We start from the raw sequence: 23,319 nt of genomic DNA on the forward strand, positions 1-23,319 counted from the left end.
GTGGTAGAATGGAGCCATGAAGCGCACCAATCGTGATCTGGACCCTGCCAGACAAAAGCCAAAAACAGACACTGCAAAACCGCCAGGTGATTGGGTGTAGCGGAAGGCAAGAAGCTTTAGGAACTAGTCTGCAGCACTAAAACCTGTGGCGAAGATGAAAGAACTGTAACACCTAAATCTAGTTGCACTTCCCACCGATATAAAGTAAATAACATATTGGCGTAAGGAGGGTCGGCGCATAATGCATAAATTCTTGTCTTTGTCGCTGCTGCTTGTGGCTTTATCTTTAACCATCGCAAATGACCGTTTGGCTTATTCTAAAAGTAGTATTTATCCTGGCGCTGACCTGGTTCTTTTTATTGGCCTACCTAGATACGGAGTTCTAGATCCAGTTAATGGCCTATCGCTTTGTGGCTACGTAGATGCTGACGTGGCCACCTTCGTCTACAACGATCGCGTTTACGTGCCGGTGCGCACCATTCTCCAAACCCTCGTTTTGCCACTAAAGCACGCATCTTTGTGTGACGCTAAAGCGGTCTTCGTTTTTAGCTCTACTCTAACCCCGCAAGATACGGAGTTGGTGTTTTTCCTCGGGAATCCACTTACCCTTGTAAACGGCTCGGAACGAGAGTCCCCGGCTCCCCCTCTACTGGTGAAAGGAAGAGTCTGTGTCCCCGTGCGAACTATGGCGGAGGTTCTCGCTAGGGAACTCCTGTGGGACCCCCCGGAGGGAGATAGGCCGGGGATAGTTATCTTATTGGCTACCGCCCAGAAGTCATCGGGTGGACAAGTAAGTCGCTCCGGAAGGGAGCTGAGCTATAGGACCATTGAGCACATCCGGGAGGCTGCCGAAAAGCTGGTTATCCTGGCCGAACTCAAGATTGACTTCCCAGGCGACGAAAAGTTCTGGAATAATATCCACAATGCTCGCTTGGCCGCGGAGCGAATCGATGGCACTATTCTTTATCCCGGCCAGGTGTTTTCCTTTAACGCTGCTACCGGTCCTCGCACTATTGAAAACGGCTTCAAGTGGGGCTGGGGTTTAGTCGGTCCAGATCTGGGCGCGGGCGTTTGTCGGACGGCTACTATTCTTTACCAGGCAGCTCGCGAAGCAGGATTGGAAATTGTTGAAAGGCATACCCATGTCGGCGGGGATGTGCCTTACGCCTCGCACGAGGACGACGCTGCGATACAGTGGGGGAAGGCGGATCTAAAGTTCAGAAATAACTACGGTTTCCCGGTGAAGATCCGGGTTTGGCACGAGGAGGAAAGCTCTCTGCGAGCGAAGATAACCAGGTTAGTTAATTAGCCGTCGCTTGAATACGTAACTTAGGGAAAGGCTTGTCGGGATCTCGAGGGCGAAGCTCGTGTTCAGCAGGATGCAGAAGGGCGTAGGCGCGGGTTTTTTATCCCTCCAGAACCAGGGGCCTGTTGGGCAGAGCTTTGGCCTCGCTGAGCTCACCCCGGCCCTTTCGCATTGCCGGCTCCAGATTTTGCTTGACAGGAATAAATGTAACTGATATCTAATTAGGATAGAGTATCAGTTAGCTTGCAGGCGGGGGTAAGGCATGGAGAAGAACGACGATCTGAGGGCCAAGGTTCAGTCCTTGAGGGCTCGCGGTTTCAAGCTCACCCCGCAACGACGGGAGATTCTTCGCATCCTGACCGAGGCCGACTCTCCGCTCAGCGCCCGGGACATTGAAGAGGAGTTGCATCGGCGCTTTCCAGGTGTGGGCCGGGGAACCGTTTACCGCACTTTAGAGACTTTGCGAAGCGTGGGCTTGCTGGAGGAAACCTTTTTTGAGGGCTGCCGGCGTTTCCTTCTGGCGGAGAAGCACCGCCACCACTTAGTGTGCCTGCGGTGCGGGCGCATCTTTTCTTTTCCCTGCTGTCCGGACCAGTGCTTAAACCGCGTGATGACTTCCTTTCCCGACTTCGAGGTGACCAATCACGTGCTGGCCATTTACGGTTACTGCGGCGCTTGCCGTAAACTTATGCACGGGGGTGGGTAAAAGGTGAAGCGTTACCTGGCGCTGGTGTCGCTGCTGCTGCTCTTGGCCCTGGCGGGTTGCGGATCTCCTTCTCCTTCTTCTCCTGGTGCCAAGACGGGGAAGCTGGAGGTGGTAGCCACTTTCTTCCCCCTGGCCGATTTTGCTCGGCAAGTGGGAGGGGATCGGGTGGAGGTGACCTGCCTGGTTCCTCCGGGCGTGAGCGTGCATGATTGGGAACCTTCACCAGGCGACCTGACCAAAATAATGCAGGCCAAAGTCTTTATTTACAACGGAGCCGGCTTGGAACCCTGGGTGAGCAAGGTATTGCCCGAGTATCGTGGTCAGGTGGTGGAAGCGGTAAAGGGTGTTAAGCTGCTTACTTTCGCCGCCGAGGGGGGTGGAGCAGAAGCCCGTCACCAAGGAGAGACCCATACGCATCAACACGGCACCATTGACCCTCACGCCTGGCTCGACCCGGTAAACGCCCAGCAGTATGTTCGCAACATCATGGAGGGGTTGATCGCGGCCGATCCTCAGGGGGCCGATTACTACCGGCAGCGAGCTGAAGCCTACGAAAAGAAGCTGCAGGAACTAGACCAGGCTTATAAGAGCGCGGCGGCTCATTTTCGCCATCACGATATCGTGGTTTCCCACGCTGCCTTTGGCTACCTGGCCCAGCGCTACGGCTTGCATCAGATTCCCATCGCCGGGCTTTCGCCGCAGGCCGAACCTTCGCCGGCCAAGCTGGCGGAGTTGGTGCGCCTGGTCAAGGAGAAACATATCAAGTACGTGTTCTTCGAGTCCACCGCCAGCCCCCGAGTGGCCGAAACGCTGGCCCGAGAAGCTGGAGTTCAGGCGCTGGTCCTGAGCCCCGTGGCCGGGCTTACTCCGGACGAGAAAAGCGGCGCTAAAGGTTACGTGGAAGTGATGCAGGATAATCTCAAGGTACTGCAACAGGCATTGGGGGATTAGAGCTTGACCGATTTGGTTCGTTTCCAGGGAGTGGACTTGGCTTTTGGGGAGAAGGTGGTTCTGGAGGACATCACCTTCAGCATTAAAAAAGGGGATTTTCTGGCCATACTAGGGCCCAACGGCTCGGGGAAAACTTCTCTGCTGAAGTTGATTCTTGGTATATATCGCCCCACGCGGGGCGAAATCTTTCTTTTCGGCCAGCCGGCCGCGCAGTTTCGGGAGCGCTACCGTATAGGGTACGTGCCTCAGAAGGGGGGGCTCTTAGGCAGCTTTCCGGCCACGGTTTGGGAAGCGGTGGCATCGGGCCGGGTGGCGCGCACCGGCATCTGGCGCCGTTTTACCGCGGAGGATCGCCAGGCGATCGAGAAAGCCTGTGCCGCTCTGGATCTTCTCCCCCTCTTGCACCACCAGGTGAGCCAACTCTCTGGGGGCCAGCGCCAGCGGGTAGCCATCGCTCGAGCTCTGGCGCCGGAGCCGGAGCTCTTGCTGCTGGACGAAGCCGCTGAGGGCTTGGACGCGCCGGGTGAAGAACTTTTCTACCGGTATCTGACCGAGTTCCACCGAGAGCGTGGTGTTACCGTGGTTATGGTAACCCACGATATTGGAGCCGTTTCCCGCCGGGTGAAGCGGGTCCTATGCCTGAACCGCCGCATAGTTTTCGAGGGCAGCCCGGCCGAGTGCCTCTCCAACAACCATCTGGCCGACCTTTACGGTGCGCCGGTGTACGTGCCGGGGAGGTGAGCGGATTGCTGGAAATGTGGCATTATGGATTTTTTTGGCGGGGGATCGTCGCCGGGCTGCTGGCCGGCTTTCTCTGTCCGCTGGTAGGAGTTTTTCTGGTGGCGCGCCGTTACTCCTTTTTACCCGATGCCCTGGCCCATGTCTCCCTCACCGGCATCGCTCTGGGCCTGATTTTGCACTTCTCTCCTCCTGACCTGGTGACCATTTTGGTGTTGGTGGCCGCCGCCTGGCTCACTGAATGGCTGCGCTACCGAGCTCCCCTCTACGCTGACGCTTTGCTGGCCGTAGTAATGGCGGTGGGACTGGCCCTGGGCGTCATCTTGATCAGTAAAAGCCGGGGTTTCGGCGCCGATCTTAGCAGCTATCTCTTTGGCAGCTTGCTCACCGTTCGCTGGCAAGACCTGCAGATCATAATAGTGGCTTTGGTGTTGGTGATAGGGTTGCTGCTATTGTTTTACCGGGGTCTTCTGGCCGTGGCCCTGGACGAGGAGTACGCCCAGGCCACGGGCATACCGGTGCAGCGTCTCAACTTGGTGTTCATCGCCCTTTCGGCGCTCACGGTGGCGGCAGCCATTAAAGTGGCGGGAGCGCTGCTCACGGGCGCGTTAGTAGTAATCCCTTCGCTGTTGGGAGCCTTTCTGGGGAAAAGCTTTGCCGGAGCTTTAAAGGTGGCCGTGGTGAGCGGCCTCTTACTCTCCCTCGCCGGGATGCACCTGGCTTACTGGGCCGATCTGCCTCCCGGGCCAGCTATTATCTTGCTGGGAACTGCAGCGTTGGTGTTGGTTCTGCTGGCTCGGAGGCTGGCTGTTTGATTACATCGCGGCTCTGGAAGCGCGCCTCGCGTTCGGCTGGCTTGACACCTCGCTTTCACTTTAAGTAAAATCAACGTTGACCATCTAATTTTTCACCAGCGCGAGGCGGTGAGGTTTTGTTTTTCGGTCTTACGGATAAGCTGCAGGAAGTATTCAAGAAACTCAGAAATAAAGGAAAGCTCACCGAGGAGGACGTAAACACCGCCCTTCGCGAGATTCGCCTGGCTCTGCTGGAAGCTGATGTCAATTATAAGGTGGTTAAAAGCCTGATGGCCCGCATAAAGGAGCGGGCGGTAGGGCAGGAGGTTATGGAGAGCTTGGCTCCCGCCCATCAGGTGGTCAAAATCGTGCGCGACGAGTTGGTATCCCTCATGGGGGGGCAAAACGCCAGGTTGAACCTGGCCCCCAGCCCTCCTACCGTGGTGATGCTGGTAGGACTCCAGGGTTCGGGTAAAACGACCACCACGGCCAAGCTAGCTCTCAACCTGAAGAAGCAGGGCAGGCGCCCTCTTTTGGTAGCGGCGGATGTTTACCGACCGGCGGCCATCAAGCAGCTCCAGGTGCTGGGGGAGCAAATTCAAGTTCCAGTATGGCAGCGACCGGGTGACCCAGTGGAGATCGCCAGTTCGGCCCTGGAAGAAGCGAATCGCAAGGGTTGCGATGTGGTGCTCATCGATACAGCTGGGCGCCTGCACGTCAATGAAGAGTTGATGCAAGAACTGGAAGAAATTAAATCCAAGGTAAAGCCGCACGAGGTGCTGCTGGTGGTCGATGCCATGACCGGCCAGGACGCGGTTACGGTGGCCGAGGCTTTTCACCAGCGGCTGGGGCTGGACGGCGTTATTCTCACCAAGCTGGATGGAGATACGCGCGGGGGCGCCGCTCTTTCCATCCGAGCTGTCACCGGCTGCCCCATCAAGTTCGCTGGCGTGGGCGAGAAGCTGGACATGCTGGAGCCCTTTTATCCCGATCGCATGGCCGACCGCATCCTGGGTATGGGGGATGTGCTCACCCTGATTGAGAAGGCTCAGAGCGCTATCGATGCCGAGCAGGCGGCGGCTATGCAAAAGCGCTTTCTCAGCGACGATTTCAATCTGGAAGACTTTCTGGAGCAGCTGCGTCAATTTCGCAAAATAGGGCCGTTGGAGCAAGTTCTTTCCCTGTTGCCCGGGTTTGGCGGTATGAAGAAGCTCCAGGGTGAGCTGCAGCTGGAGGAAAAGGACTTGGTCATCGTCGAGGCAATAATCAACTCCATGACTCCTGAGGAGAGGCGCCGCCCGGAAATTATCGACGGCAGCCGCAAACGGCGCATCGCCCGGGGCAGTGGCGCCACGGTGCAGGACGTCAACCGGCTGCTCAAGCAGTTTGAACAAACCAGAAAGCTTATCCGCCAGTTTATGGGGAGCAAGCACTTAAAGAAAAAGCGGCTTCCCGGCTTCAAATTTTAAGCGTGGTTCGAAAGGAGGTGAGCCGAGTTTGGCAGTGCGGATTAGGCTTAAGCGGGTAGGATCTAAGAATAATCCTCGCTACCGCATTGTGGTGGCGGATGCTCGTTCCCCGCGTGATGGACGTTTCATCGAGGAAATCGGGTATTACAACCCGGTATCCGACCCCGCGGAAATTAAAGTTGACGCCGAGAGGGCCAGGGAGTGGCTGGACAAAGGAGCCCAACCTTCCAATACGGTGCGCCATTTGCTGGTGCGAGCTGGCGTTATCAGTGGCTAGGGAATTCTTGGAAGGCGGGTTGAAAACTTTATGAAGGAATTGGTGGAGCTTTTAGCCAAAGCCCTGGTGGACCATCCTGAAGCGGTGGATGTGCGTTTGGTGGAGCGAGACAAGTCGCTACGCATAGAGCTCCGGGTGGCCCCCGATGACGTGGGTAAGGTGATCGGCAAGCAAGGTCGGGTGGCCCGGGCTTTCCGCCAAGTGGTCAAAGCGGCAGCTGCCCGCTCCGGCAAAAAAGTGGTAGTAGAGATTCTTTAGCTCTTCTCTGCTGGTGAAGCTGGTGGAAAAGATAGTGGTTACCCGCCCGGTGGTGATTAAGGTGCGGCTTACGCCTGCCTATCGCGAAAGGTTGCTGCTGCGCTTGGCTCACGCTATGGAGCTAGCCGAACGCGAACTTAAACGGATGGAGGCGGAGATCCAGCAGCTGCGAGCCAGAGGGGTCGCGGCGGGGGACTTGCGGGCGCTGGAAACGCAACGGCGGGAAAAATTAGTCGCTCGCGATCGCCTGCGCCAGCAGCACGAGTCGATCAAGCTCCTTCCCCTGGGCACGGAGTTGATACAGGGGCGGACTGAAAGTCTGGTGGAAGTTGGGGTGGGCGACGAGTCGCGCCGCTTGGGTCCCCTGGAGATAGTGATCGAAGAAGATAAAATTGTGGCTGTGCGCGAGCAAGGTTTTTAGGACGGAGCGTTTCTATGCGTCCGGATTTCGTCACCGTGGGAGAAATTGTAGCGCCCCATGGCTGTAAGGGCGGCGTTAAGGTTCGGCCTCTCACCGACTTTCCCGAGCGCTTTCGGGAAACACGCCGGATTTTGATCTACCTAAAAGGGCAACGGTTGCCCTACACTATAGTCAAAGTGCAACCGCAGGGGAGGTTTGTCTTGCTCGAATTGGCTGAGGTGCAGAGCATGGACGAAGCCGAGGAACTCCGGGGAGGATTGTTGCAGGTGCCCAGGGAGGAGGTTTACCCTCTTCCTCCTGGGCATTTTTACATTTTCGAGCTCATCGACATGGAAGTTTATACTGAAGAAGGGGATTTCCTAGGTAAAGTGGAGGAAGTGTTAAGTACCCGAGCCCACGACATCTTTGCCGTTCGCTCCCCTGCTGGCCGAGAACTTCTCATCCCGGCCCTTAAAACCGTGGTGTTGCATATCGACACCGTTGCTGGCCGTATGAAAGTGCGTTTGCCGGCGGGACTTCTGTAGGTGATAGGCGTGCGCTTCGATGTCCTCACTTTGTTTCCCGAAATGTTTGCCGGGCCTTTATCGCATAGCATCGTGGGGCGGGCGCGGGAAAAAGGGTTGGTAACCGTCAACCTGATAAACATTCGGGACTACTCACCTTTTAAACACCGGGAGGTGGACGATAGCCCCTTTGGCGGCGGAGGGGGAATGGTGTTGCGCCCGGAGCCGGTGGAGCTCGCCTTGCAGGCTCTGAGAAACGGTCAGGGTGAGTGGCGGGGACCGGTAATTCTGCTTTGCCCTCAGGGGGAAAGGTTCACCCAGCGTTTGGCCTGGGAACTTGCTCAGGAAGAGCGCGTGGTGCTTATCTGCGGCCATTACGAGGGGGTAGACGAGCGTATACGCCGTTTGACTACCGGCGAGATTTCCATCGGTGACTTTGTGCTAACCGGAGGAGAGCTGGCGGCCATGGTGATAATCGACGCCGTAACCCGGCTGCTTCCAGGGGCTCTGGGCGATCAACAGGCACCGGTGAGCGATTCTTTTTCTCTAGGCTTGTTGGAGCACCCCCATTACACTCGCCCGCGGGAGTTTCGCGGCGAGGCGGTGCCGGAAGAGTTGCTCAGTGGTCATCACGCCCGCATCGCCCGCTGGCGCCGGGAAGAAGCGCTCGTCCGCACACTGGTGCGCCGTCCCGATCTTCTGGTCCCGGAGCAACTCACGGCCGAGGATCGCCAGCTTTTACGGGAAATTAAACAGCGAATCGAAGCTCTAGGACTATGATTCCTTGTCAGAGCGCCACCGGCGTGTTATAATGATCCTCGGCTTTTGCTTGGAAGGCTGATGCCATAGGAGGGTGGAGGGAAATGAACGATTTGAGGCAGTTATTTCAAGACGAGCATTTGCATAAGGAAATTCCCGAATTTCGCCCGGGGGACACGGTGCGGGTGCACTTCAAAGTGGTGGAAGGCAACCGGGAGCGCATCCAGGTTTTTGAGGGAGTGGTAATCCGGCGCCGGGGTGGCGGGCTGGATGAGACCTTCACCGTGCGCCGGGTATCCTACGGAGTGGGAGTGGAGCGGATCTTTTCGCTCCATTCGCCTCGCCTGGAGAAAATCGAAGTGGTGCGGCGGGGACGGGTGCGCCGAGCTCGCCTCTATTACTTGCGTCAGTTGAGGGGCAAAGCTGCTCGCATCGAAGAGAGACGGTAAAAGTGCAGGGGAAAACCTTGGCTGAGGGGCAGAAAAGCTACTGGCAAGAGATATTAGAGTCTCTGGTCATCGCGGTCGTTTTGGCCGTGGTAATTCGGGCTTTTATTATTCAGCCCTTCTATATCCCGTCGGGATCGATGATCCCCACGCTGGAGCAAGGCGACCGCATCCTGGTGGCTAAATTCGCTTACTGGTTTACGACTCCTCAGCGCGGGGATATCATCGTTTTCCATTATCCCTTGAATCCCAAGAAGGATTACATTAAGCGGGTGATCGGGGTCGGGGGCGACGTGGTGGAGCTGCGCAATAATCATCTGTATATCAATGGGCATCTCACTCCCGAGCCTTACTTGCCGCCGGGAACCACTTTCCCCAATTACGGGCCAGTGAAAGTTCCTCCAGGGTGCTATTTTGTCCTAGGTGATAACCGCATGAACAGCGAAGATAGCCGGGTCTGGGGGATGCTCGAAGGTCACTACATTATAGGGAAAGCCTTCTTCCGATATTGGCCTTTAAATCGCATAGGGGTGCTCCATTGAGGTGAGTTGGCAGTGGTATCCCGGACATATGGCGAAGGCCCGGCGTTTGCTCCGGGCCCGTTTGGCTCTTATTCAGTTGGTTTTCGAGATCCTGGATGCCCGTATCCCTCATTCCAGCCGTAATCCCGATATCGATCAGCTTCTCGTCGGCAAGGCAAGAATAGTGGTTCTTAACAAAGAGGATCTGGCCGAGCCACGGGCCACGCGCGCTTGGCTTCGCTATTTACAAGAGGAGGGTCACCCTGCTCTGGCCGTCAACTCGCTCACAGGTAAGGGGCTGGAAAGGATAGAAGAGGTGATATTTCGCGTGGCTCAGCCCGGGCGTACCGGGGTGCTGCGGGGAATGGTGGTGGGCATTCCCAACGTGGGTAAGTCCAGCTTCATCAATCGCCTGGCTCGTGGGCGAGTGACCGCTGTGGGATCTAGGCCTGGAGTAACCCGCGGGCAGCAGTGGATTAAGGTCAATCCGCGCCTGGAGCTACTCGACACGCCTGGTGTATTGTGGCCCCGCCTAGACGATCGGGGCGTGGCCTGGAAATTAGCGGCAACCGGAGCTCTGAAAGAAGAGGTCATCGCGGTGGAAGAGGCGGCGTGCTGCTTGCTATCCTGGTTCCAGACCCACCATCCCGAAGCCTTGGCTAAGCGTTATCCTTTTGTCCCTGCCGGTGCGTCGGAGGAGTGGCTGGAAGAGTTGGGTCGGCAACGCGGTTTTCTGCTAAAAAGCGGCGCGGTCGATCTCAGCAAGGCAGCGGTAGCGCTGCTTAAGGATTTTCGCGAAGGATGCCTGGGACGCTTCACTCTGGATCAGGTCCCCTTGGATAAAAATGAATAGTGAGCAGCAGGGGAAATTACTGCGGCTGCCGGAAATCTATTGATCTCCACTTTCTTTTTCGGTATCTTGCTTTTAACTATGTGGATTTTTGCTATCTAACATCACGGGTTTGGAATATTGGCTATGATGGCCTCTGCACGGCGCGTGCTATCTGCTTCTTGGCATGGCCTAAGTGTGCCAGCATTCAGTAGAAAATACGCGACTTCTCTGGAGGCAATCTGGCATGGAAAACGGACAACTCACCTGGATCACCAACTTTATCTGGGGCATCGCTGACGACGTGCTGCGCGACCTCTATGTGCGCGGCAAATACCGCGACGTCATTCTCCCGATGACCGTGATTCGCCGGCTGGACGCGGTGTTGGAGCCCACCAAACAGGCGGTGCTGGAAATGAAGGCCAAACTAGACAGGGCGGGAATCGTTCAACAGGACGCCGCTCTCCGCCAGGCCTCCGGCCAAGCCTTCTACAACACCTCGCCCTTCACGCTACGCGACCTCAAGGCGCGCACCAATCGGCAGCAGCTGGAGGCGGATTTTCGCGCTTATCTTGACGGCTTCTCGCCCAACGTGCAGGAGATCATCGACAACTTTGAGTTTCGCAACCAGATCCCACGCCTGGCCAAGGCCGACGCCCTGGGCACGCTCATCGAAAAGTTCCTCGACCCGTCCATCAACCTGAGTCCCGAGCCGGTCCTGGCAAGCGACGGCAGCGTTCGACTACCGGGCCTCGATAACCACGCCATGGGCACCATCTTCGAGGAGCTGGTGCGCCGCTTCAACGAGGAAAACAACGAAGAAGCCGGCGAGCACTGGACCCCGCGCGACGCCGTGAGGCTGATGGCCCGCCTTATCTTCGAGCCCATCGCCGACCAGCTTCAGGATAGTACCTACCTGCTCTACGACGGCGCCTGCGGCACGGGTGGGATGCTCACGGTGGCCGAGGAAACCCTCCTGCAGCTGGCTAAAGAACGCGGCAAACAGGTCTCGGTGCACCTCTTCGGCCAGGAAATCAACGCCGAGACCTACGCTATCTGCAAAGCCGACCTTTTGCTTAAGGGTGAGGGCGACGCCGCCGACAACATCGTCGGCGGACCGGAGCACTCGACCCTATCCAACGACGCCTTCCCCGGCTGCACCTTCGACTTCATGCTTTCCAACCCGCCCTACGGGAAGAGTTGGAAGAGCGACCTGGAACGCATGGGTGGCAAGTCCGGCATCAAGGACCCGCGCTTTGTCGTGCAGCACCGGGGCGAGGAGCTCTCGCTCGTCACCCGCGTGAGCGACGGCCAGATGATGTTCCTGGTGAACATGCTCTCCAAGATGAAGCACGACACCCCGCTCGGCAGCCGCATCGCCGAGGTGCACAACGGCTCGTCGCTCTTTACGGGGGACGCGGGCCAGGGCGAGAGCAACATCCGCCGCTGGATCATCGAGAACGACTGGCTTGAGGCCATCGTCGCCCTGCCGCTCAATATGTTTTACAACACCGGCATCGCCACCTACGTCTGGGTGCTCACAAACAGGAAGCCTGAGCACCGCAAAGGCCGCGTGCAACTCATCGATGCCACCCAGTGGTACAAGCCCCTGCGCAAGAACCTGGGCAAGAAGAACTGCGAGTTGTCCGAAGAGGACATCCGTCGCATTGTTGATACCTTCATCAAATTTGAGGAGACCGAGCAGTCCAAGATCTTCCCCAACGCGGCCTTCGGCTACTGGAAGGTGACGGTGGAGCGCCCCCTGCGCCTCAAAGGTATCGACCCCGAGCGCGCTTATAGCCCCAGGGAGATCAAGGCGCTTCGGGAAACGGCCGAGCGCGCCGAAGACGCGCCACCGGTGATCAAGAAAATCCACAAACCCGGCACCGCGCCCGATCCGCTGCGCGGCCTGTTCGAGGTCACCATTCACGGCAAACCTCGGGTGGTGGAGTACGAGCCGGACACGGAGCTCCGCGACAGCGAGCAGATCCCCTTCCTCGAATGCCAGAAATGCCATGAGCCCGGCTACCTGCCGAGCCCGATCGATGCGCGCGCGGCCATCGAGACCTTTTTGCGCCGCGAAGTCCTGCCCTATGCTCCGGACGCCTGGTACGACCCCACGAGTGTCAAGGTCGGCTACGAGATCAACTTCAACCGGTACTTTTATAAGCCGAAGGCCCTGCGCACTCTGGAGGAAATCCGGGCGGATCTGCTGGCGGTGGAGAAGGAGGCCGAGGGGTTGTTGAAGGAGATTTTGGGAGGAACTTACTGATGTCTACACAACGCTATTCCGTCACCCCCCATCCTATCGAAACCATTTTGGCCTGGGTGAAATCCGGCGAGATCGCCATACCAGAAATTCAACGTCCTTTCGTCTGGGATGCCACCAAGGTGCGCAACTTGCTTGACTCGCTTTACCGTGGCTATCCGGTGGGCTATCTGATTACCTGGCGCAACCCGACAGTCAAGCTTAAGGACGGTAGCCTCTCTGCCGGCAAGCGCATTTTGATCGATGGCCAGCAGCGGATCACGGCGCTGATGGCCGCCCTGCTAGGTCGCGAAGTGATCACCAAAGACTACGATACCGTCCGGATCCGCATTGCCTTTCACCCGGTGGAGGAACGCTTCGAAGTCAGTAACCCGGCTATCGCTAAGAATCCAGCTTGGATCGAAGACATCTCAGTCCTATTCAGCCCGGAGGCCGATCTAATCGATCTCACCGAGGACTACGTTGCGAAAAACCCGGGCGCCGATCGCAAAACCATCGGCAAAGCGCTCCAAAGGCTTGGCAAGATTGTCAACAACCACGTTGGGGTGATCGAGCTAGCCGAAGATCTGGACATAGAAACGGTCACCGAGATCTTCATCCGCGTGAACTCCGCCGGCGTTGAACTCTCGCAAGCCGACTTCGCCATGTCCAAGATTGCCGTCAACGAAAAATACGGCGGCAATCTGCTACGCAAGGCGATTGACTACTTCTGCCACCTCGCGGTCGCTCCCGAATTCGCCTCGAAGATCGAAAAGAGCGATCTGGAGTTTGCTAAGTCCGAGTTCTGGCCGGCCATGCGCTGGCTCAAGGACGTCAACGACGACCTTTACGATCCCACCTACGCCGACATGCTGCGCGTGGCGTTCACTTTCGAGTTTGGTCGCGGCCGACTGCAGGACTTGGTAGCGCTACTTTCGGGGCGCAATTTTGAGACCAAGCAGTACGAGGAAGCCATCGCGGAGGAGTCCTTTGCCAAGCTCAAATCCGGTATCCTCGCATTCATAAACAGGACCCACTTCGATCGCCTGACTATGATCCTACGGTCGGCTGGCTTTGTCACCGGTGATCTTATCACCTCGCGCAACGCAGTTAACTTTGCCTACATCCTATATCTTCGGGGTCGACGCGAGGGCGTTCCGGCGGACGAGCTGGAGCGCCTAGTACGCCGCTGGTACGTGATGTCGATCCTTACCGGTCGCTATACCGGCAACCCGGAGACGACCTTTGACTACGACATCCGCCAGATCGATGCACAAGGCATCACCCAGTATGTGGAGACGGTCATCGAAAACGAACTGCCCCCAACGTTTTGGACCGGAATGCTGCCGCAGCTGATGGAAACCTCCTCGGCGCAGTCGCCGTACTTCATCGCCTATCTGGCCGCCCAGGCACGGCTTGGCGACAAGGGGTTCCTTTCCACAAACATCACTGTTCGCGACCTCTTGCTCAACCGTGGCGACAAGCATCACATCTTCCCGCGCAAGTATCTCCAAAAGCAAGGGCTAAGCCGCGGCCGCTACAACCAAATCGCCAACTTCGTCATGGCGCAAAGCGAAATCAACATCGCTATCGGCGACAAGCCACCCGAAGTCTACTTCAAGGAGATCGCTGAGCAGGTGAACGGCGGCCCCAAGCGCTACGGAGGCATCACCGACCCCGAGATTTTGCGGCAAAACTTCGAGGAAAACTGTCTGCCCACTAGCCTGCTCGATGGCCAAGTACCGGACTACGAAACTTTCCTTGCTGAGCGGCGCAGGCTCATGTCCCTTCGCATCAAACGCTGGTTCGAGGTGCTGGGGTGATCGAGGAGCTCAAACCCTACCCCGCCTACAAAGACTCCGGCGTGGAATGGCTGGGCCAGGTGCCGGCGCATTGGGAGACTTGTAGGCTGAAGTCAAGGCTCGTTAAGAACGATTCCGGTATCTGGCGTGATCATCATGACCCAGTCGGCACGATTGTTCTTCGTTCCACTGAACAAACAGTTTCAGGTGGTTGGAAGATTGAAAATCCAGCGAGACTGCGTCTCTCTGATGTGGAGAGAGAAGCATACTTGCTCCAAGTAGGTGATCTTGTTGTAACTAAATCCAGTGGTAGTGCTGACCACATCGGGAAAACTAGTCTGGTAACTGAGGAAGTTGCGGCCCTCGGTTGTGCTTTTTCGAACTTCATGCAACGTCTTCGCCTCGGCGAGAACACAGATCCGAAACTGGTTTGGTACTACCTTAATTCACCAATGGGGCGTGAACAGCTTGTGTTTCAATCGACGACTACTACGGGACTTGGAAACTTAAATGGTAAAATCCTCGGCAGTGCCGTTGTTGCCCTCCCCCCTCTCCCCGAACAAACCGCCATCGTCCGCTTCCTTGATTACATGGACTGGCGGATCCGGCGGGTGATCCGGGCACGGCAACGCCGGATCAAACTGCTGGAGGAATACAAACAGGCCCTCATCCACCAGGCCGTCACTGGGAAAATAGATGTCCGCACGGGTAAGCCCTACCCCGCCTACAAACCCTCCGGCGTGGAGTGGCTGGGCGATGTGCCGGCGCATTGGGAGGTGCGGCGGCTTAAGACGGCAGTCGATCACATCAACGAACAGACGAGTACCAAGAACGATGAGGATCTCTACATCGCATTGGAGCACGTTGAGAGTTGGACAGGTCGCCTTCTGGTGCCATCCGGAGAAGCACAATTTGATAGTCAAGTGAAGCGCTTCCGAGCCGGGGATGTTCTTTTCGGAAAGCTCAGGCCGTATCTTGCTAAGGTTGTTCGTCCCAAACAGAGTGGCGTCTGCGTTGGAGAGTTTTTTGTCTTGCGCGCAAGGCCCGTTGTTGCACCCCACTATCTAGAGGTGGTTCTGCGATCGGCACCAGCTATTGATTTCGTAAACAGCTCAACTTACGGTGCCAAGATGCCCCGGGCCGATTGGACGTTCGTCGGGGCAATGCTGTTTCCACTTCCCACCCTCCCCGAACAAACCGCCATCGTCGATTACCTCGACGACCAGACGGCCAAGATCGATGCGGCCATCTCTGCCGCCCGCCGCGCGATAGAGCTCCTGCGCGAATACCGTACCCGCCTCATTTCCGACGTGGTCACCGGAAAGGTGGATGTGCGCGAGGTAGCGGCGCGGCTGCCGGAAGAAGAAGCCGGGAGCGAGGAAGATTCAGATGAGTTTACGGATCTGGAAGCTCCAGAGGAAGGCGGGGCGATCGAGGAAGGGACGGAGGAAACCCCCTCCGAGGAGGAGGTCACCGTATGAAATTCACCGACATGAGCGAAGCCGGGCTCGAAACGTTGATCTGCCGGGCGCTGACGGGCAGTGACTGCACGCCCCGGCCGGCCGGCACTCCGGCGGTCGTTGCCGAGACGCCAGCGCCCTACGGCGGTGTGGGTTGGCTCCCCGGCGATCCGGCCGACTACGACCGGGAGTACTGCGTCGATCTGGCTCAGCTTACAGCCTTTCTGCGCTCCACGCAGCCCGAAGTGGCCGAAGCGCTCGATCTGGATCACGACAGCCCCACGCGGCGCAAGTTTCTGGCGCGCCTTCAGGGCGAGGTGAGCAAGCGCGGCGTGGTGGACGTGCTCCGAAACGGTATTCAGCACGGCCCGTACCACATCGAGCTCTTCTACGGCACGCCTTCTCCCGGAAATGAGCAAGCGCGGGCGCTCTATGAGCAGAACCGCTTCACCGTCACACGCCAGCTCCGCTACAGCCGCGACGAGACGCAGCGGGCGCTGGATTTGGTACTCTTTATTAACGGCCTGCCGGTTTTCACCTTCGAGCTCAAAAACCGTCTCACCAAACAGACGGTCCATGACGCCATCGAGCAGTACCGGCGCGACCGCAACCCGCGCGAGAAGCTTTTCGAGCTAGGCCGCTGCGTGGCGCACTTCGCCGTGGATGACAACGAGGTGTGGTTCTGCACGCACCTTAAAGGCAAGGAGTCGTGGTTTCTGCCTTTCAACAAAGGCTACAACGACGGCGCGGGCAATCCGCCCAATCCGTACGGGCTCAAGACCGATTACCTGTGGCGGGAGGTTCTCACCCGGGAGAGCCTGACCGACATCCTCGAAAACTACGCTCAACTCGTCGAGGAGAAAGACCTCAAGACCGGCAAGAAACGGCGGCGGCAGATCTTCCCCCGCTATCACCAGCTCGACGTGGTGCGGAAACTCCTGGCGGACGCGGCGGCGCACGGCGTGGGCCGGCGCTATTTGATCCAGCATTCCGCCGGCAGCGGCAAGTCCAACTCCATCGCCTGGCTGGCCCATCAGTTGATTGGCCTGGCGAGGGACGGAAGACCCGTTTTCGATTCCATTATCGTGGTGACCGACCGGCGCATCCTGGACCAGCAGATCCGGGAAACGATCAAGCAGTTTGCCCAGGTGAGCGCCACGGTGGGGCACGCCGAGCATTCTGGCGACCTGCGGCGCTTCATCGAGGAGGGCAAGAAGATCATCATCACGACGCTGCAAAAGTTCCCGTTCATCCTCGACGAGATTGGCAACGAGCACCGGGGGCGCCGTTTTGCCATCATCATCGACGAGGCGCATTCGAGCCAGGGCGGCCGCACCTCGGCCAAGATGAGCATGGCTCTGTCCGAAGCTGGTGCCGAGGGTGAAGACGAGACCTTCGAAGACCAGATCAACCGGCTTATGGAGGCCCGGAAGCTTTTGCCGAACGCCAGTTACTTCGCCTTCACCGCCACCCCTAAGAACAAAACGCTCGAGATGTTCGGTGAACCCGACCCGCAGCCCGATGGCACGGTCAAGCACCGGCCGTTTCACAGCTACACCATGAAGCAGGCCATTCAGGAAGGGTTCATCCTGGATGTGCTGGCCCACTACACGCCGGTCAAGAGTTACTATAAGCTCATCAAGACCATCGAGGACGACCCGGAATTCGACGTCAAAAAGGCGCAAAAGAAGCTGCGCCGCTTCGTCGAGAATCACGAGCACGCTATCCGGCTCAAAGCCGAGATCATGGTGGACCACTTTCACGAGCAGGTGATCGCCAAGGGCAAGATCGGCGGCCAGGCGCGGGCCATGGTGGTGACTGGCAGCGTCGAGCGCGCTATTCAATACTTCCACGCCTTTAAGGCGTATCTGGCGGAACGCAAGAGTCCTTACCGCGCCATCGTTGCTTTCTCGGGCGAACATGAATACGGCGGGGTCAAGGTCACCGAGGCCAGCCTCAACGGCTTTCCCTCAAGCCAGATCGCCGATAAGATCCGGGAGGACCCGTACCGGTTTTTGATCTGCGCCGATAAGTTTCAGACCGGCTACGACGAACCGCTTTTGCATACGATGTACGTGGACAAGGTGCTCTCCGGGGTCAAGGCGGTGCAGACGCTTTCGCGCCTCAACCGCTCCCACCCCCAGAAGCACGACACTTTTATTCTCGATTTTGTCAACGACCCGGAGACGATCCGCAAGGCTTTCGAGCCCTACTACCGGACGACCCTCCTCGCCGACGAGACCGACCCCAACAAGCTGCATGACCTCAAGGCCGACCTTGACGGGTACCAGGTGTACGCGCCGGATGAGGTGGATAAACTGGTACAGCTGTATCTGGACGGCGCCGACCGCGACCGGCTCGACCCGATCCTCGACGCCTGCGTTGCCGCCTACGTGGAGCACCTCGACGAGGACAGTCAGATCGACTTCAAGAGCAAAGCCAAGGCGTTTCTCCGCACCTACAACTTTTTGGCTTCGATTCTCCCTTACACCAACGCCGGGTGGGAGAAGCTATCTATCTTCCTCGAGTTCCTGGTGCCCAAGCTGCCAGCGCCTAAAGAAGAAGACCTTTCCAAAGGTGTTCTCGAGGCTATTGACATGGACAGCTACCGGATCGAAAAACAGGCAACTATGAGGATCGCGCTCGCCGATGCCGATGCCGAGATCGAACCGATCCCCGCTACCGGGGGCGGGCGCAAGCCCGAGCTGGAGCTCGACCGCCTCTCCAACATCATTAAGGCTTTCAATGACCTGTGGGGCAATATTCCCTGGACTGACGCCGATAGGGTGCGAAGACTCATCACCGAGGAGATCCCCGCGCAGGTGGCGGCTGACACCGCCTATCAGAACGCGTGCAAGCATTCCGACAAACAGAACGCACGCATCGAGCACGACAAGGCTCTCGCTCGGGTAATGAACGCGCTGCTCAAGGATGACACTGAACTCTTTAAGCAGTTCAGCGACAACGAGTCGTTCAGGCGCTGGCTGACCGATACGGTGTTCGCATTGACTTACGGCGAACCTAGTGGTTCCTGATTTCTGGAAACCTTTGCATTGGTGAGGCGTTGACGGTTGGCAGAGGTAAGTTTATAATCCATTGGAAAGTTAAATTTTTTAATTAACCGCTTGAGGTGCTCTAAGTTGCTGGACGCGCTAGGTGAGCAGGTTTTGGCTAGGCGCTGGCGGATTCTTGCCGCGGTGCTCCTGGGCACTATTATGGGGCCCATCGATGCCAGCGTGGTGTATATTTCCCTCCCGGCCATGGCTCACGATTTTGGCGTTGATCCAGCGTCCATCGGGTGGGTTTCGATGGGTTATCTACTGGTTTTGGGAAGCTTGATGCTGGCTTTCGGGCGCCTGGGCGATATATTAGGTTTCAGGAAGGTTTTCTTGGCTGGACTTTTAAGTTTTGTGGCTGCTTCTTCCCTCTGCGGCTTGGCTCCTAACCTTACAGGTCTCATTCTGCTACGCATATTGCAAGCGGCGGGAGCGGGCATGACAATGGCCATGGCTCCCGCGATTATCACCGCCGTTTTCCCTACTCAGGAGCGAGGGCGAGCTCTGGGGTTAAACGGAATGGTGGTGGCTCTGGGCCTGGCCTTGGGTCCCAGTCTGGGGGGGCTGCTCACCGAGACCTTGGGTTGGCGCTCGATCTTTTTTGTCAATGTGCCCATCGGTATCGCTTCCTACCTGTGGTGCAGGCGATTGCTGCCCGAGTTTCCTGCCGAAGCCAAGCAGCATTTCGATTGGGCCGGGGCGGCACTGGCCTTCGTCGGGTTGGGACTGCTGCTTCTGGCTACCAGCCGGGGCCAGGCTTGCGATTGGTCCTGGCCGGTTTGGGTGCTGGGAAGTGCCGCCGCGCTGTTGCTGCTGTGGTTTGTGAACCTAGAGAAGCGGGTCCCCGAGCCCATGCTGGAGGTATCGCTTTTCCGGATCAAGGTCTTCGCTTTCGGCAACTTGGCGACGCTGCTCAACTTTATGACGCAGTATGTAATTGTTTTTTCTACTCCTTTTCTTTTGCAGCAGGCGATGGGATTTACTGCCGGCCGGGCAGGGGTGATCATGACCGCTTTTCCTTTGACGGTGCTGGTGGTGGCGCCGGTGGCCGGGGCGCTTTCCGACCGGATAGGGCAGCGAGGGCTGGCTTTTACCGGTTCTTTGCTGTGCACGGTGGCCGCTTTGCTGCTGGGGTTAGTGGAAACCCATTTTTCTTCCGGGGTGGTGGCGTGGCACCTAGGTCTTTTTGGTCTCGGTACAGGGCTTTTCCAGTCCCCCAATAACAGCGCCATTATGGGATCTGTTCCCCGCCTCCGCTTGGGTATCGCCGCTGGGGTGCTTTCGGCTACCCGCTGCGTAGGAATGGTGCTGGGTATTGCTATGGCCAGCGCCATCCTGGAAACCAGGGCTTCTTTTTTTCTGAGCAGCTTGCACCGGGCTTATATGGCTGCGGCCCTGGTTTCTTTTATGGCGACGGTCGCTTGCCTCTGGACCAAGCTTCCTGCTCCCGAACCCCGCCTATAACCGCGCGTCGCTATTTGCTTTGGCTGTCGGTTTCTGTTATTTTGGGGATTGAAGTTTTGTCGGGAGGCGTGCGAGCGTATTGGAGGGCCTGGAGGTTTGTTTCGTCGATCCGGCTAAGGGGGGGGCTCGGCTGGGAATACAGCCGGGAGATCGCCTCCTTAAAGTGGACGAGCACCCGCTGCGAGACATAATAGACTTCTATTTCTACGCCTCTTCCGGAAAGTGGTTGCAACTGCAGCGCTGGGAGCATAAGCTGGTCCTGGAGCTGGAGGAGTTCGGTTTGCCCTGGGGGCTGGATTTCACGCGTCCTTTTGGCTCCATTCGCTGCTGTGCCAACCGCTGCCTCTTTTGTTTTGTGGACCAGCAACCTCCGGACCTGCGCTCCTCGCTGACTTTTAAGGACGACGACTACCGCCTTTCCTTTTGGGAAGGGAACTTCATCACCTTGACCAACTGCACCCGGCGGGATCTCGAGCGTATTGTCAAGCAGCGGCTAAGCCCGCTTTACATTTCCGTGCACACCACCAACCCGGAGCTCAGGGTGAAGCTTATGGGCAACCCCCGCGCCAGGCTTATCATGGAGCAGCTAAAATTCCTGGCCGCAGGGGGCATAACCCTGCACACCCAGATAGTTCTTTGCCCGGAAATCAACGATGGGCCGGAGCTCGAACGGACGGTGAAGGATCTAGCCACTTTATACCCCGCTGTGGCTTCCATTGCCGTGGTTCCGGTGGGCCTCACCCGGTATCGGCAGGGGCTTTACCCTCTGCGCCCCGTTTCCCGGGCGGAGGCGGCAGAGTTCCTGGAAAAGCTGCATTCCTGGCAGCGGAGGTTTTGCCGGGAGCTCGGCACCAGGCTGGTATACGCGGCCGACGAAATCTACCTCCTGGCCCGGTTACCCTTTCCTTCCACTGCTGCTTACGAGGGTTTCCCTCTATTGGAGAACGGGGTAGGCTTGGCACGGCGGTTTCTCTCCCGCTGGGCGAGGGTGCGGGCTCGGCTTCCCCGGGAGGCTTCGCCCCTTCGAGCGGTCATCGTCACCGGGATGCTGGCGAAGGGTCTTTTAGAACCAGTGGTGGCCCGTCTGAATAAGATAAGTGGGCTGGAGGTAGAGTTGGTGGCGGTGGAGAACGAATTTTGGGGGCCTACCGTGACCGTGGCCGGGCTTCTGACGGGGGGTGACGTCAAAAGGGCGTTGCGATCGCGCGGCTTCTTTTCCGATCTGGTTGTGGTACCGGGGGTGGCTTTAAAAGAAGGGCGCCTCTTTCTGGATGACGTTGGACTGGAGGAATTGGCGGTGGAGTTGGGCTGCCGGGTGGAGGCGGCCGGGACGCCGGAGGAGTTGGTAAGATTACTGACCGGAAAGCAGCGAAAGGAGGCGGGAAAGGGTGGGAAAACCTGTTGTAGTGATAGTGGGGCGCCCCAATGTGGGCAAGTCCACCCTATTTAACCGCCTGGTGGGGAAAGGGGTGGCCATAGTGGAGGCCGAACCAGGAGTAACCCGCGATCGCCTCTACCGGGAAGTGGAGTGGTGCGGGTGCGAGTTCGTGCTGGTGGACACCGGGGGAGTGGTGGAGAGTCCTTCCGATCCTTTGGAAGCGGCCATCAGACGCCAGGTAGAGCAGGCGCTGGCGGAGGCCGACCTGGTGCTGCTGGTATTGGACTACCGGGCAGGTATAACTTCTGAAGATCGGGAAATTGCTTTCCTGGTTCGGCGGATCGGCAAACCGGTGGTCTTGGTGGTCAACAAAGTGGATACCTTTGATCCTCCACCGGCGCTTTCTGAATTTTACGCCCTGGGCCTAGGGGCCGAACCGGTGCCGGTGTCGGCGGCTCAAGGGCTTAATATCGGCGATTTGCTGGATGCGATCGTGGCGCATTTCCCTTCGGGGGCAGCGGTGGGAGCGGAGGAGGAGGCGGTGACTGTGGCCCTGGTGGGTCGCCCCAACGTAGGCAAGTCCTCCTTAGTAAATGCCATCTTAGGGGAAGAGCGAGTGATCGTTAGCGAGATCCCGGGTACCACCAGGGATGCGGTAGATACTCCCTTCACGTGGAAAGGGCGTCCTTACCTGCTAATCGACACGGCGGGGCTTAGGCGACGCAGCCGGATCGAGGCTGAGTCGGAGCGGCAGAGCGCCTGGCGGGCCCGCCGAGCACTGCGTCGGGCCCACGCCGCGGTGCTGGTGCTGGACGCAGTGGAAGGGGTGACGTTGCAAGACAAGAGGATCGCTGGCCTTATAGAGGAGGCGGGGCGGGCGGTGGTCGTAGCGGTCAACAAATGGGATCTGGTGCCCCCGCAACAAAAGGACCCTTCACGCTACCTGGCAGCGTTGCGGCAGGAACTCTACTTTATAAACTACGCCCCGGTAGTTTTTACCGTGGCCACGGCGCGCCGTGGAGTGCAACAGTTGCTGGGAGAAATAGAAAGGGCAGTGGCCAATACTCGCCGCCGAGTGCGCGACCAGGAACTGAGCGAAGTTCTGCAGGAAGCTCAGCTACGCAACCCCCCTCCTAGGTTGAAGGATAAGCGCTTAAGGATCTACCAGGCTTACCAGGTGGCGGTAGGACCGCTGGTCTTTCTCTTGCGGGTGAACGACCCGGAGCTCATGACCCTTCACTACCGCAAGTACCTAGAGAACCAATTGCGAGCGGCCTTCGATTTCACCGGCACTCCCATACGCTTCGTCCTGCGCCGCCACAAGGAGAGGAGGGAAAAGAATGTTTAAGCTTTTGCTTTTCGTCTTTCTGGCCTATTTGATCGGTTCTTTTCCCACTGGGTATTTGCTGGCCCGGCTTAAAGGGGTCAATATCTTCGAGCGGGGTAGCGGCAACATAGGGGCTACCAATATCTGGCGGACGCTAGGGCCCCTTTATGGCACCTTGGCTTTCGTGGGGGACATGGGCAAGGGAGCTCTGGCCGCTTACCTGGGGATGTGCTTGGGTCCTACCGCCGCCCTTTTAACCGGAGCCGCGGCTCTGGTGGGTCACGCCTTCTCCATCTTCCTGCGCTTCCGGGGAGGGAAAATGGTGGCCACGGCTCTGGGGGTTTTCCTCTTCCTGGCCCCCAAGGCTACTTTGGGAGCTCTAGGCGTGTGGATCTTCGTTTTCGCTTTGGGCCGCTACGTCTCTTTGGCCTCCATTATAGCGGCGGGGAGCCTCCCCATACTGGCCTGCGCTTTCAGGTATTCCCGCGGTATTTGCGCCTTCAGCCTCCTGGTCGCGCTGCTAATCATCTTCCGGCATCGCGACAATATCCGCCGCCTCCTGGAAGGAAGGGAGCACCGCTTCGGCCGGTGAAGGCATTTCAGCGT

The 23,319-nt window shown here is 58.0% G+C and carries 22 protein-coding genes; all 22 read left to right on the top strand.

The features are described from left to right. The first annotated feature begins 241 nt into the window (after positions 1-241). The 22 genes from ACTLLP_RS03600 to plsY all read left to right on the top strand — a co-directional run bounded on the left by ACTLLP_RS03600 (position 242) and on the right by plsY (position 23,305). The gene (locus ACTLLP_RS03600) at positions 242-1,309 is read left to right on the top strand and encodes a VanW family protein (protein WP_441060813.1); all 1,068 of its coding nucleotides are present in this window, start codon (positions 242-244) and stop codon (positions 1,307-1,309) included. 259 nt (positions 1,310-1,568) lie between these two features. Continuing rightward, positions 1,569-2,012: a Fur family transcriptional regulator gene (locus tag ACTLLP_RS03605; RefSeq protein WP_441060815.1), complete on the top strand. Its 444-nt coding sequence runs from the start codon at positions 1,569-1,571 to the stop codon at positions 2,010-2,012. A gap of 3 nt (positions 2,013-2,015) precedes the next feature. Further along, on the top strand, positions 2,016-2,963 hold the full coding sequence (locus ACTLLP_RS03610) for a metal ABC transporter substrate-binding protein (RefSeq protein WP_441060817.1): 948 nt from the start codon (positions 2,016-2,018) through the stop codon (positions 2,961-2,963). Between the two features lie 3 nt (positions 2,964-2,966). Then, entirely contained in the window at positions 2,967-3,704 is a 738-nt protein-coding gene (locus ACTLLP_RS03615; protein ID WP_441060820.1) for a metal ABC transporter ATP-binding protein, read from the top strand. 14 nt (positions 3,705-3,718) lie between these two features. Continuing rightward, positions 3,719-4,516, top strand: a complete 798-nt coding sequence (locus ACTLLP_RS03620) for a metal ABC transporter permease (RefSeq protein ID WP_441061614.1) — start codon at positions 3,719-3,721, stop codon at positions 4,514-4,516. A gap of 116 nt (positions 4,517-4,632) precedes the next feature. After that, positions 4,633-5,964 carry a signal recognition particle protein gene (ffh, locus tag ACTLLP_RS03625; RefSeq protein WP_441060823.1) on the top strand — a complete coding sequence of 444 codons (1,332 nt, stop codon included), beginning with the start codon at positions 4,633-4,635 and terminating at the stop codon, positions 5,962-5,964. A gap of 28 nt (positions 5,965-5,992) precedes the next feature. Further along, entirely contained in the window at positions 5,993-6,241 is a 249-nt protein-coding gene (rpsP, locus tag ACTLLP_RS03630) for a 30S ribosomal protein S16 (RefSeq protein ID WP_441060825.1), read from the top strand. A 30-nt stretch (positions 6,242-6,271) separates the two neighbouring features. Next, complete coding sequence (locus ACTLLP_RS03635) at positions 6,272-6,499, top strand: KH domain-containing protein (RefSeq protein WP_441060828.1); 228 nt, start codon at positions 6,272-6,274, stop codon at positions 6,497-6,499. Between the two features lie 22 nt (positions 6,500-6,521). Beyond that, a complete protein-coding gene (locus ACTLLP_RS03640; RefSeq protein ID WP_441060830.1) occupies positions 6,522-6,920 on the top strand; it encodes a YlqD family protein in 399 nt (132 codons plus the stop codon). A gap of 14 nt (positions 6,921-6,934) precedes the next feature. Next, complete coding sequence (gene rimM, locus ACTLLP_RS03645; RefSeq protein ID WP_441060833.1) at positions 6,935-7,444, top strand: ribosome maturation factor RimM; 510 nt, start codon at positions 6,935-6,937, stop codon at positions 7,442-7,444. A gap of 9 nt (positions 7,445-7,453) precedes the next feature. Beyond that, entirely contained in the window at positions 7,454-8,203 is a 750-nt protein-coding gene (trmD, locus tag ACTLLP_RS03650) for a tRNA (guanosine(37)-N1)-methyltransferase TrmD (protein ID WP_441061617.1), read from the top strand. A gap of 83 nt (positions 8,204-8,286) precedes the next feature. Then, the gene (gene rplS / locus ACTLLP_RS03655; RefSeq protein WP_441060835.1) at positions 8,287-8,631 is read left to right on the top strand and encodes a 50S ribosomal protein L19; all 345 of its coding nucleotides are present in this window, start codon (positions 8,287-8,289) and stop codon (positions 8,629-8,631) included. A 17-nt stretch (positions 8,632-8,648) separates the two neighbouring features. After that, positions 8,649-9,170 (top strand): signal peptidase I, encoded by a 522-nt coding sequence (gene lepB, locus ACTLLP_RS03660; RefSeq protein ID WP_441060838.1) that lies wholly within the window; start codon positions 8,649-8,651, stop codon positions 9,168-9,170. 1 nt (position 9,171) lies between these two features. After that, positions 9,172-10,002, top strand: a complete 831-nt coding sequence (gene ylqF, locus ACTLLP_RS03665) for a ribosome biogenesis GTPase YlqF (RefSeq protein ID WP_441060840.1) — start codon at positions 9,172-9,174, stop codon at positions 10,000-10,002. Between the two features lie 223 nt (positions 10,003-10,225). Next, on the top strand, positions 10,226-12,250 hold the full coding sequence (locus ACTLLP_RS03670; RefSeq protein ID WP_441060843.1) for a type I restriction-modification system subunit M: 2,025 nt from the start codon (positions 10,226-10,228) through the stop codon (positions 12,248-12,250). After that, positions 12,250-14,049, top strand: coding sequence for a GmrSD restriction endonuclease domain-containing protein (locus tag ACTLLP_RS03675; protein WP_441060846.1), 1,800 nt, complete (start codon positions 12,250-12,252; stop codon positions 14,047-14,049). The genes ACTLLP_RS03670 and ACTLLP_RS03675 overlap by 1 nt, the downstream gene beginning before the upstream one ends. After that, on the top strand, positions 14,046-15,509 hold the full coding sequence (locus ACTLLP_RS03680) for a restriction endonuclease subunit S (protein WP_441060849.1): 1,464 nt from the start codon (positions 14,046-14,048) through the stop codon (positions 15,507-15,509). The genes ACTLLP_RS03675 and ACTLLP_RS03680 overlap by 4 nt, the downstream gene beginning before the upstream one ends. Next, positions 15,506-18,523 carry a type I restriction endonuclease subunit R gene (locus ACTLLP_RS03685; protein WP_441060852.1) on the top strand — a complete coding sequence of 1,006 codons (3,018 nt, stop codon included), beginning with the start codon at positions 15,506-15,508 and terminating at the stop codon, positions 18,521-18,523. The genes ACTLLP_RS03680 and ACTLLP_RS03685 overlap by 4 nt, the downstream gene beginning before the upstream one ends. A 105-nt stretch (positions 18,524-18,628) precedes the next feature. Next, positions 18,629-20,008 (top strand): MFS transporter, encoded by a 1,380-nt coding sequence (locus ACTLLP_RS03690; RefSeq protein WP_441060855.1) that lies wholly within the window; start codon positions 18,629-18,631, stop codon positions 20,006-20,008. A 79-nt stretch (positions 20,009-20,087) separates the two neighbouring features. Further along, positions 20,088-21,458, top strand: a complete 1,371-nt coding sequence (locus tag ACTLLP_RS03695; protein WP_441060858.1) for a DUF512 domain-containing protein — start codon at positions 20,088-20,090, stop codon at positions 21,456-21,458. Further along, positions 21,397-22,734, top strand: coding sequence for a ribosome biogenesis GTPase Der (gene der / locus ACTLLP_RS03700; protein ID WP_441060860.1), 1,338 nt, complete (start codon positions 21,397-21,399; stop codon positions 22,732-22,734). The genes ACTLLP_RS03695 and der overlap by 62 nt, the downstream gene beginning before the upstream one ends. After that, entirely contained in the window at positions 22,727-23,305 is a 579-nt protein-coding gene (gene plsY / locus ACTLLP_RS03705; protein ID WP_441060863.1) for a glycerol-3-phosphate 1-O-acyltransferase PlsY, read from the top strand. Before der ends, plsY begins: the two co-directional genes overlap by 8 nt. Positions 23,306-23,319: the final 14 nt, after the last annotated feature.

The sequence above is a fragment of the Desulfothermobacter acidiphilus genome (assembly GCF_052073645.1).
In the GTDB taxonomy this organism is placed as follows: Bacteria; Bacillota; Desulfotomaculia; order Desulfotomaculales; family Ammonificaceae; genus Desulfothermobacter; species Desulfothermobacter acidiphilus.

What these genes read in the sequence shown, in the direction of transcription:
- rplS (WP_441060835.1), top strand. Translation starts at nt 8,287, where the DNA reads ATGAACGATTTGAGGCAGTTATTTCAAGACGAGCATTTGCATAAGGAA.
- ACTLLP_RS03675 (WP_441060846.1), top strand. Translation starts at nt 12,250, where the DNA reads ATGTCTACACAACGCTATTCCGTCACCCCCCATCCTATCGAAACCATT.
- ACTLLP_RS03635 (WP_441060828.1), top strand. Translation starts at nt 6,272, where the DNA reads ATGAAGGAATTGGTGGAGCTTTTAGCCAAAGCCCTGGTGGACCATCCT.
- plsY (WP_441060863.1), top strand. Translation starts at nt 22,727, where the DNA reads ATGTTTAAGCTTTTGCTTTTCGTCTTTCTGGCCTATTTGATCGGTTCT.
- ACTLLP_RS03620 (WP_441061614.1), top strand. Translation starts at nt 3,719, where the DNA reads ATGTGGCATTATGGATTTTTTTGGCGGGGGATCGTCGCCGGGCTGCTG.
- ACTLLP_RS03685 (WP_441060852.1), top strand. Translation starts at nt 15,506, where the DNA reads ATGAAATTCACCGACATGAGCGAAGCCGGGCTCGAAACGTTGATCTGC.
- ACTLLP_RS03605 (WP_441060815.1), top strand. Translation starts at nt 1,569, where the DNA reads ATGGAGAAGAACGACGATCTGAGGGCCAAGGTTCAGTCCTTGAGGGCT.
- ACTLLP_RS03600 (WP_441060813.1), top strand. Translation starts at nt 242, where the DNA reads ATGCATAAATTCTTGTCTTTGTCGCTGCTGCTTGTGGCTTTATCTTTA.
- rimM (WP_441060833.1), top strand. Translation starts at nt 6,935, where the DNA reads ATGCGTCCGGATTTCGTCACCGTGGGAGAAATTGTAGCGCCCCATGGC.
- ACTLLP_RS03670 (WP_441060843.1), top strand. Translation starts at nt 10,226, where the DNA reads ATGGAAAACGGACAACTCACCTGGATCACCAACTTTATCTGGGGCATC.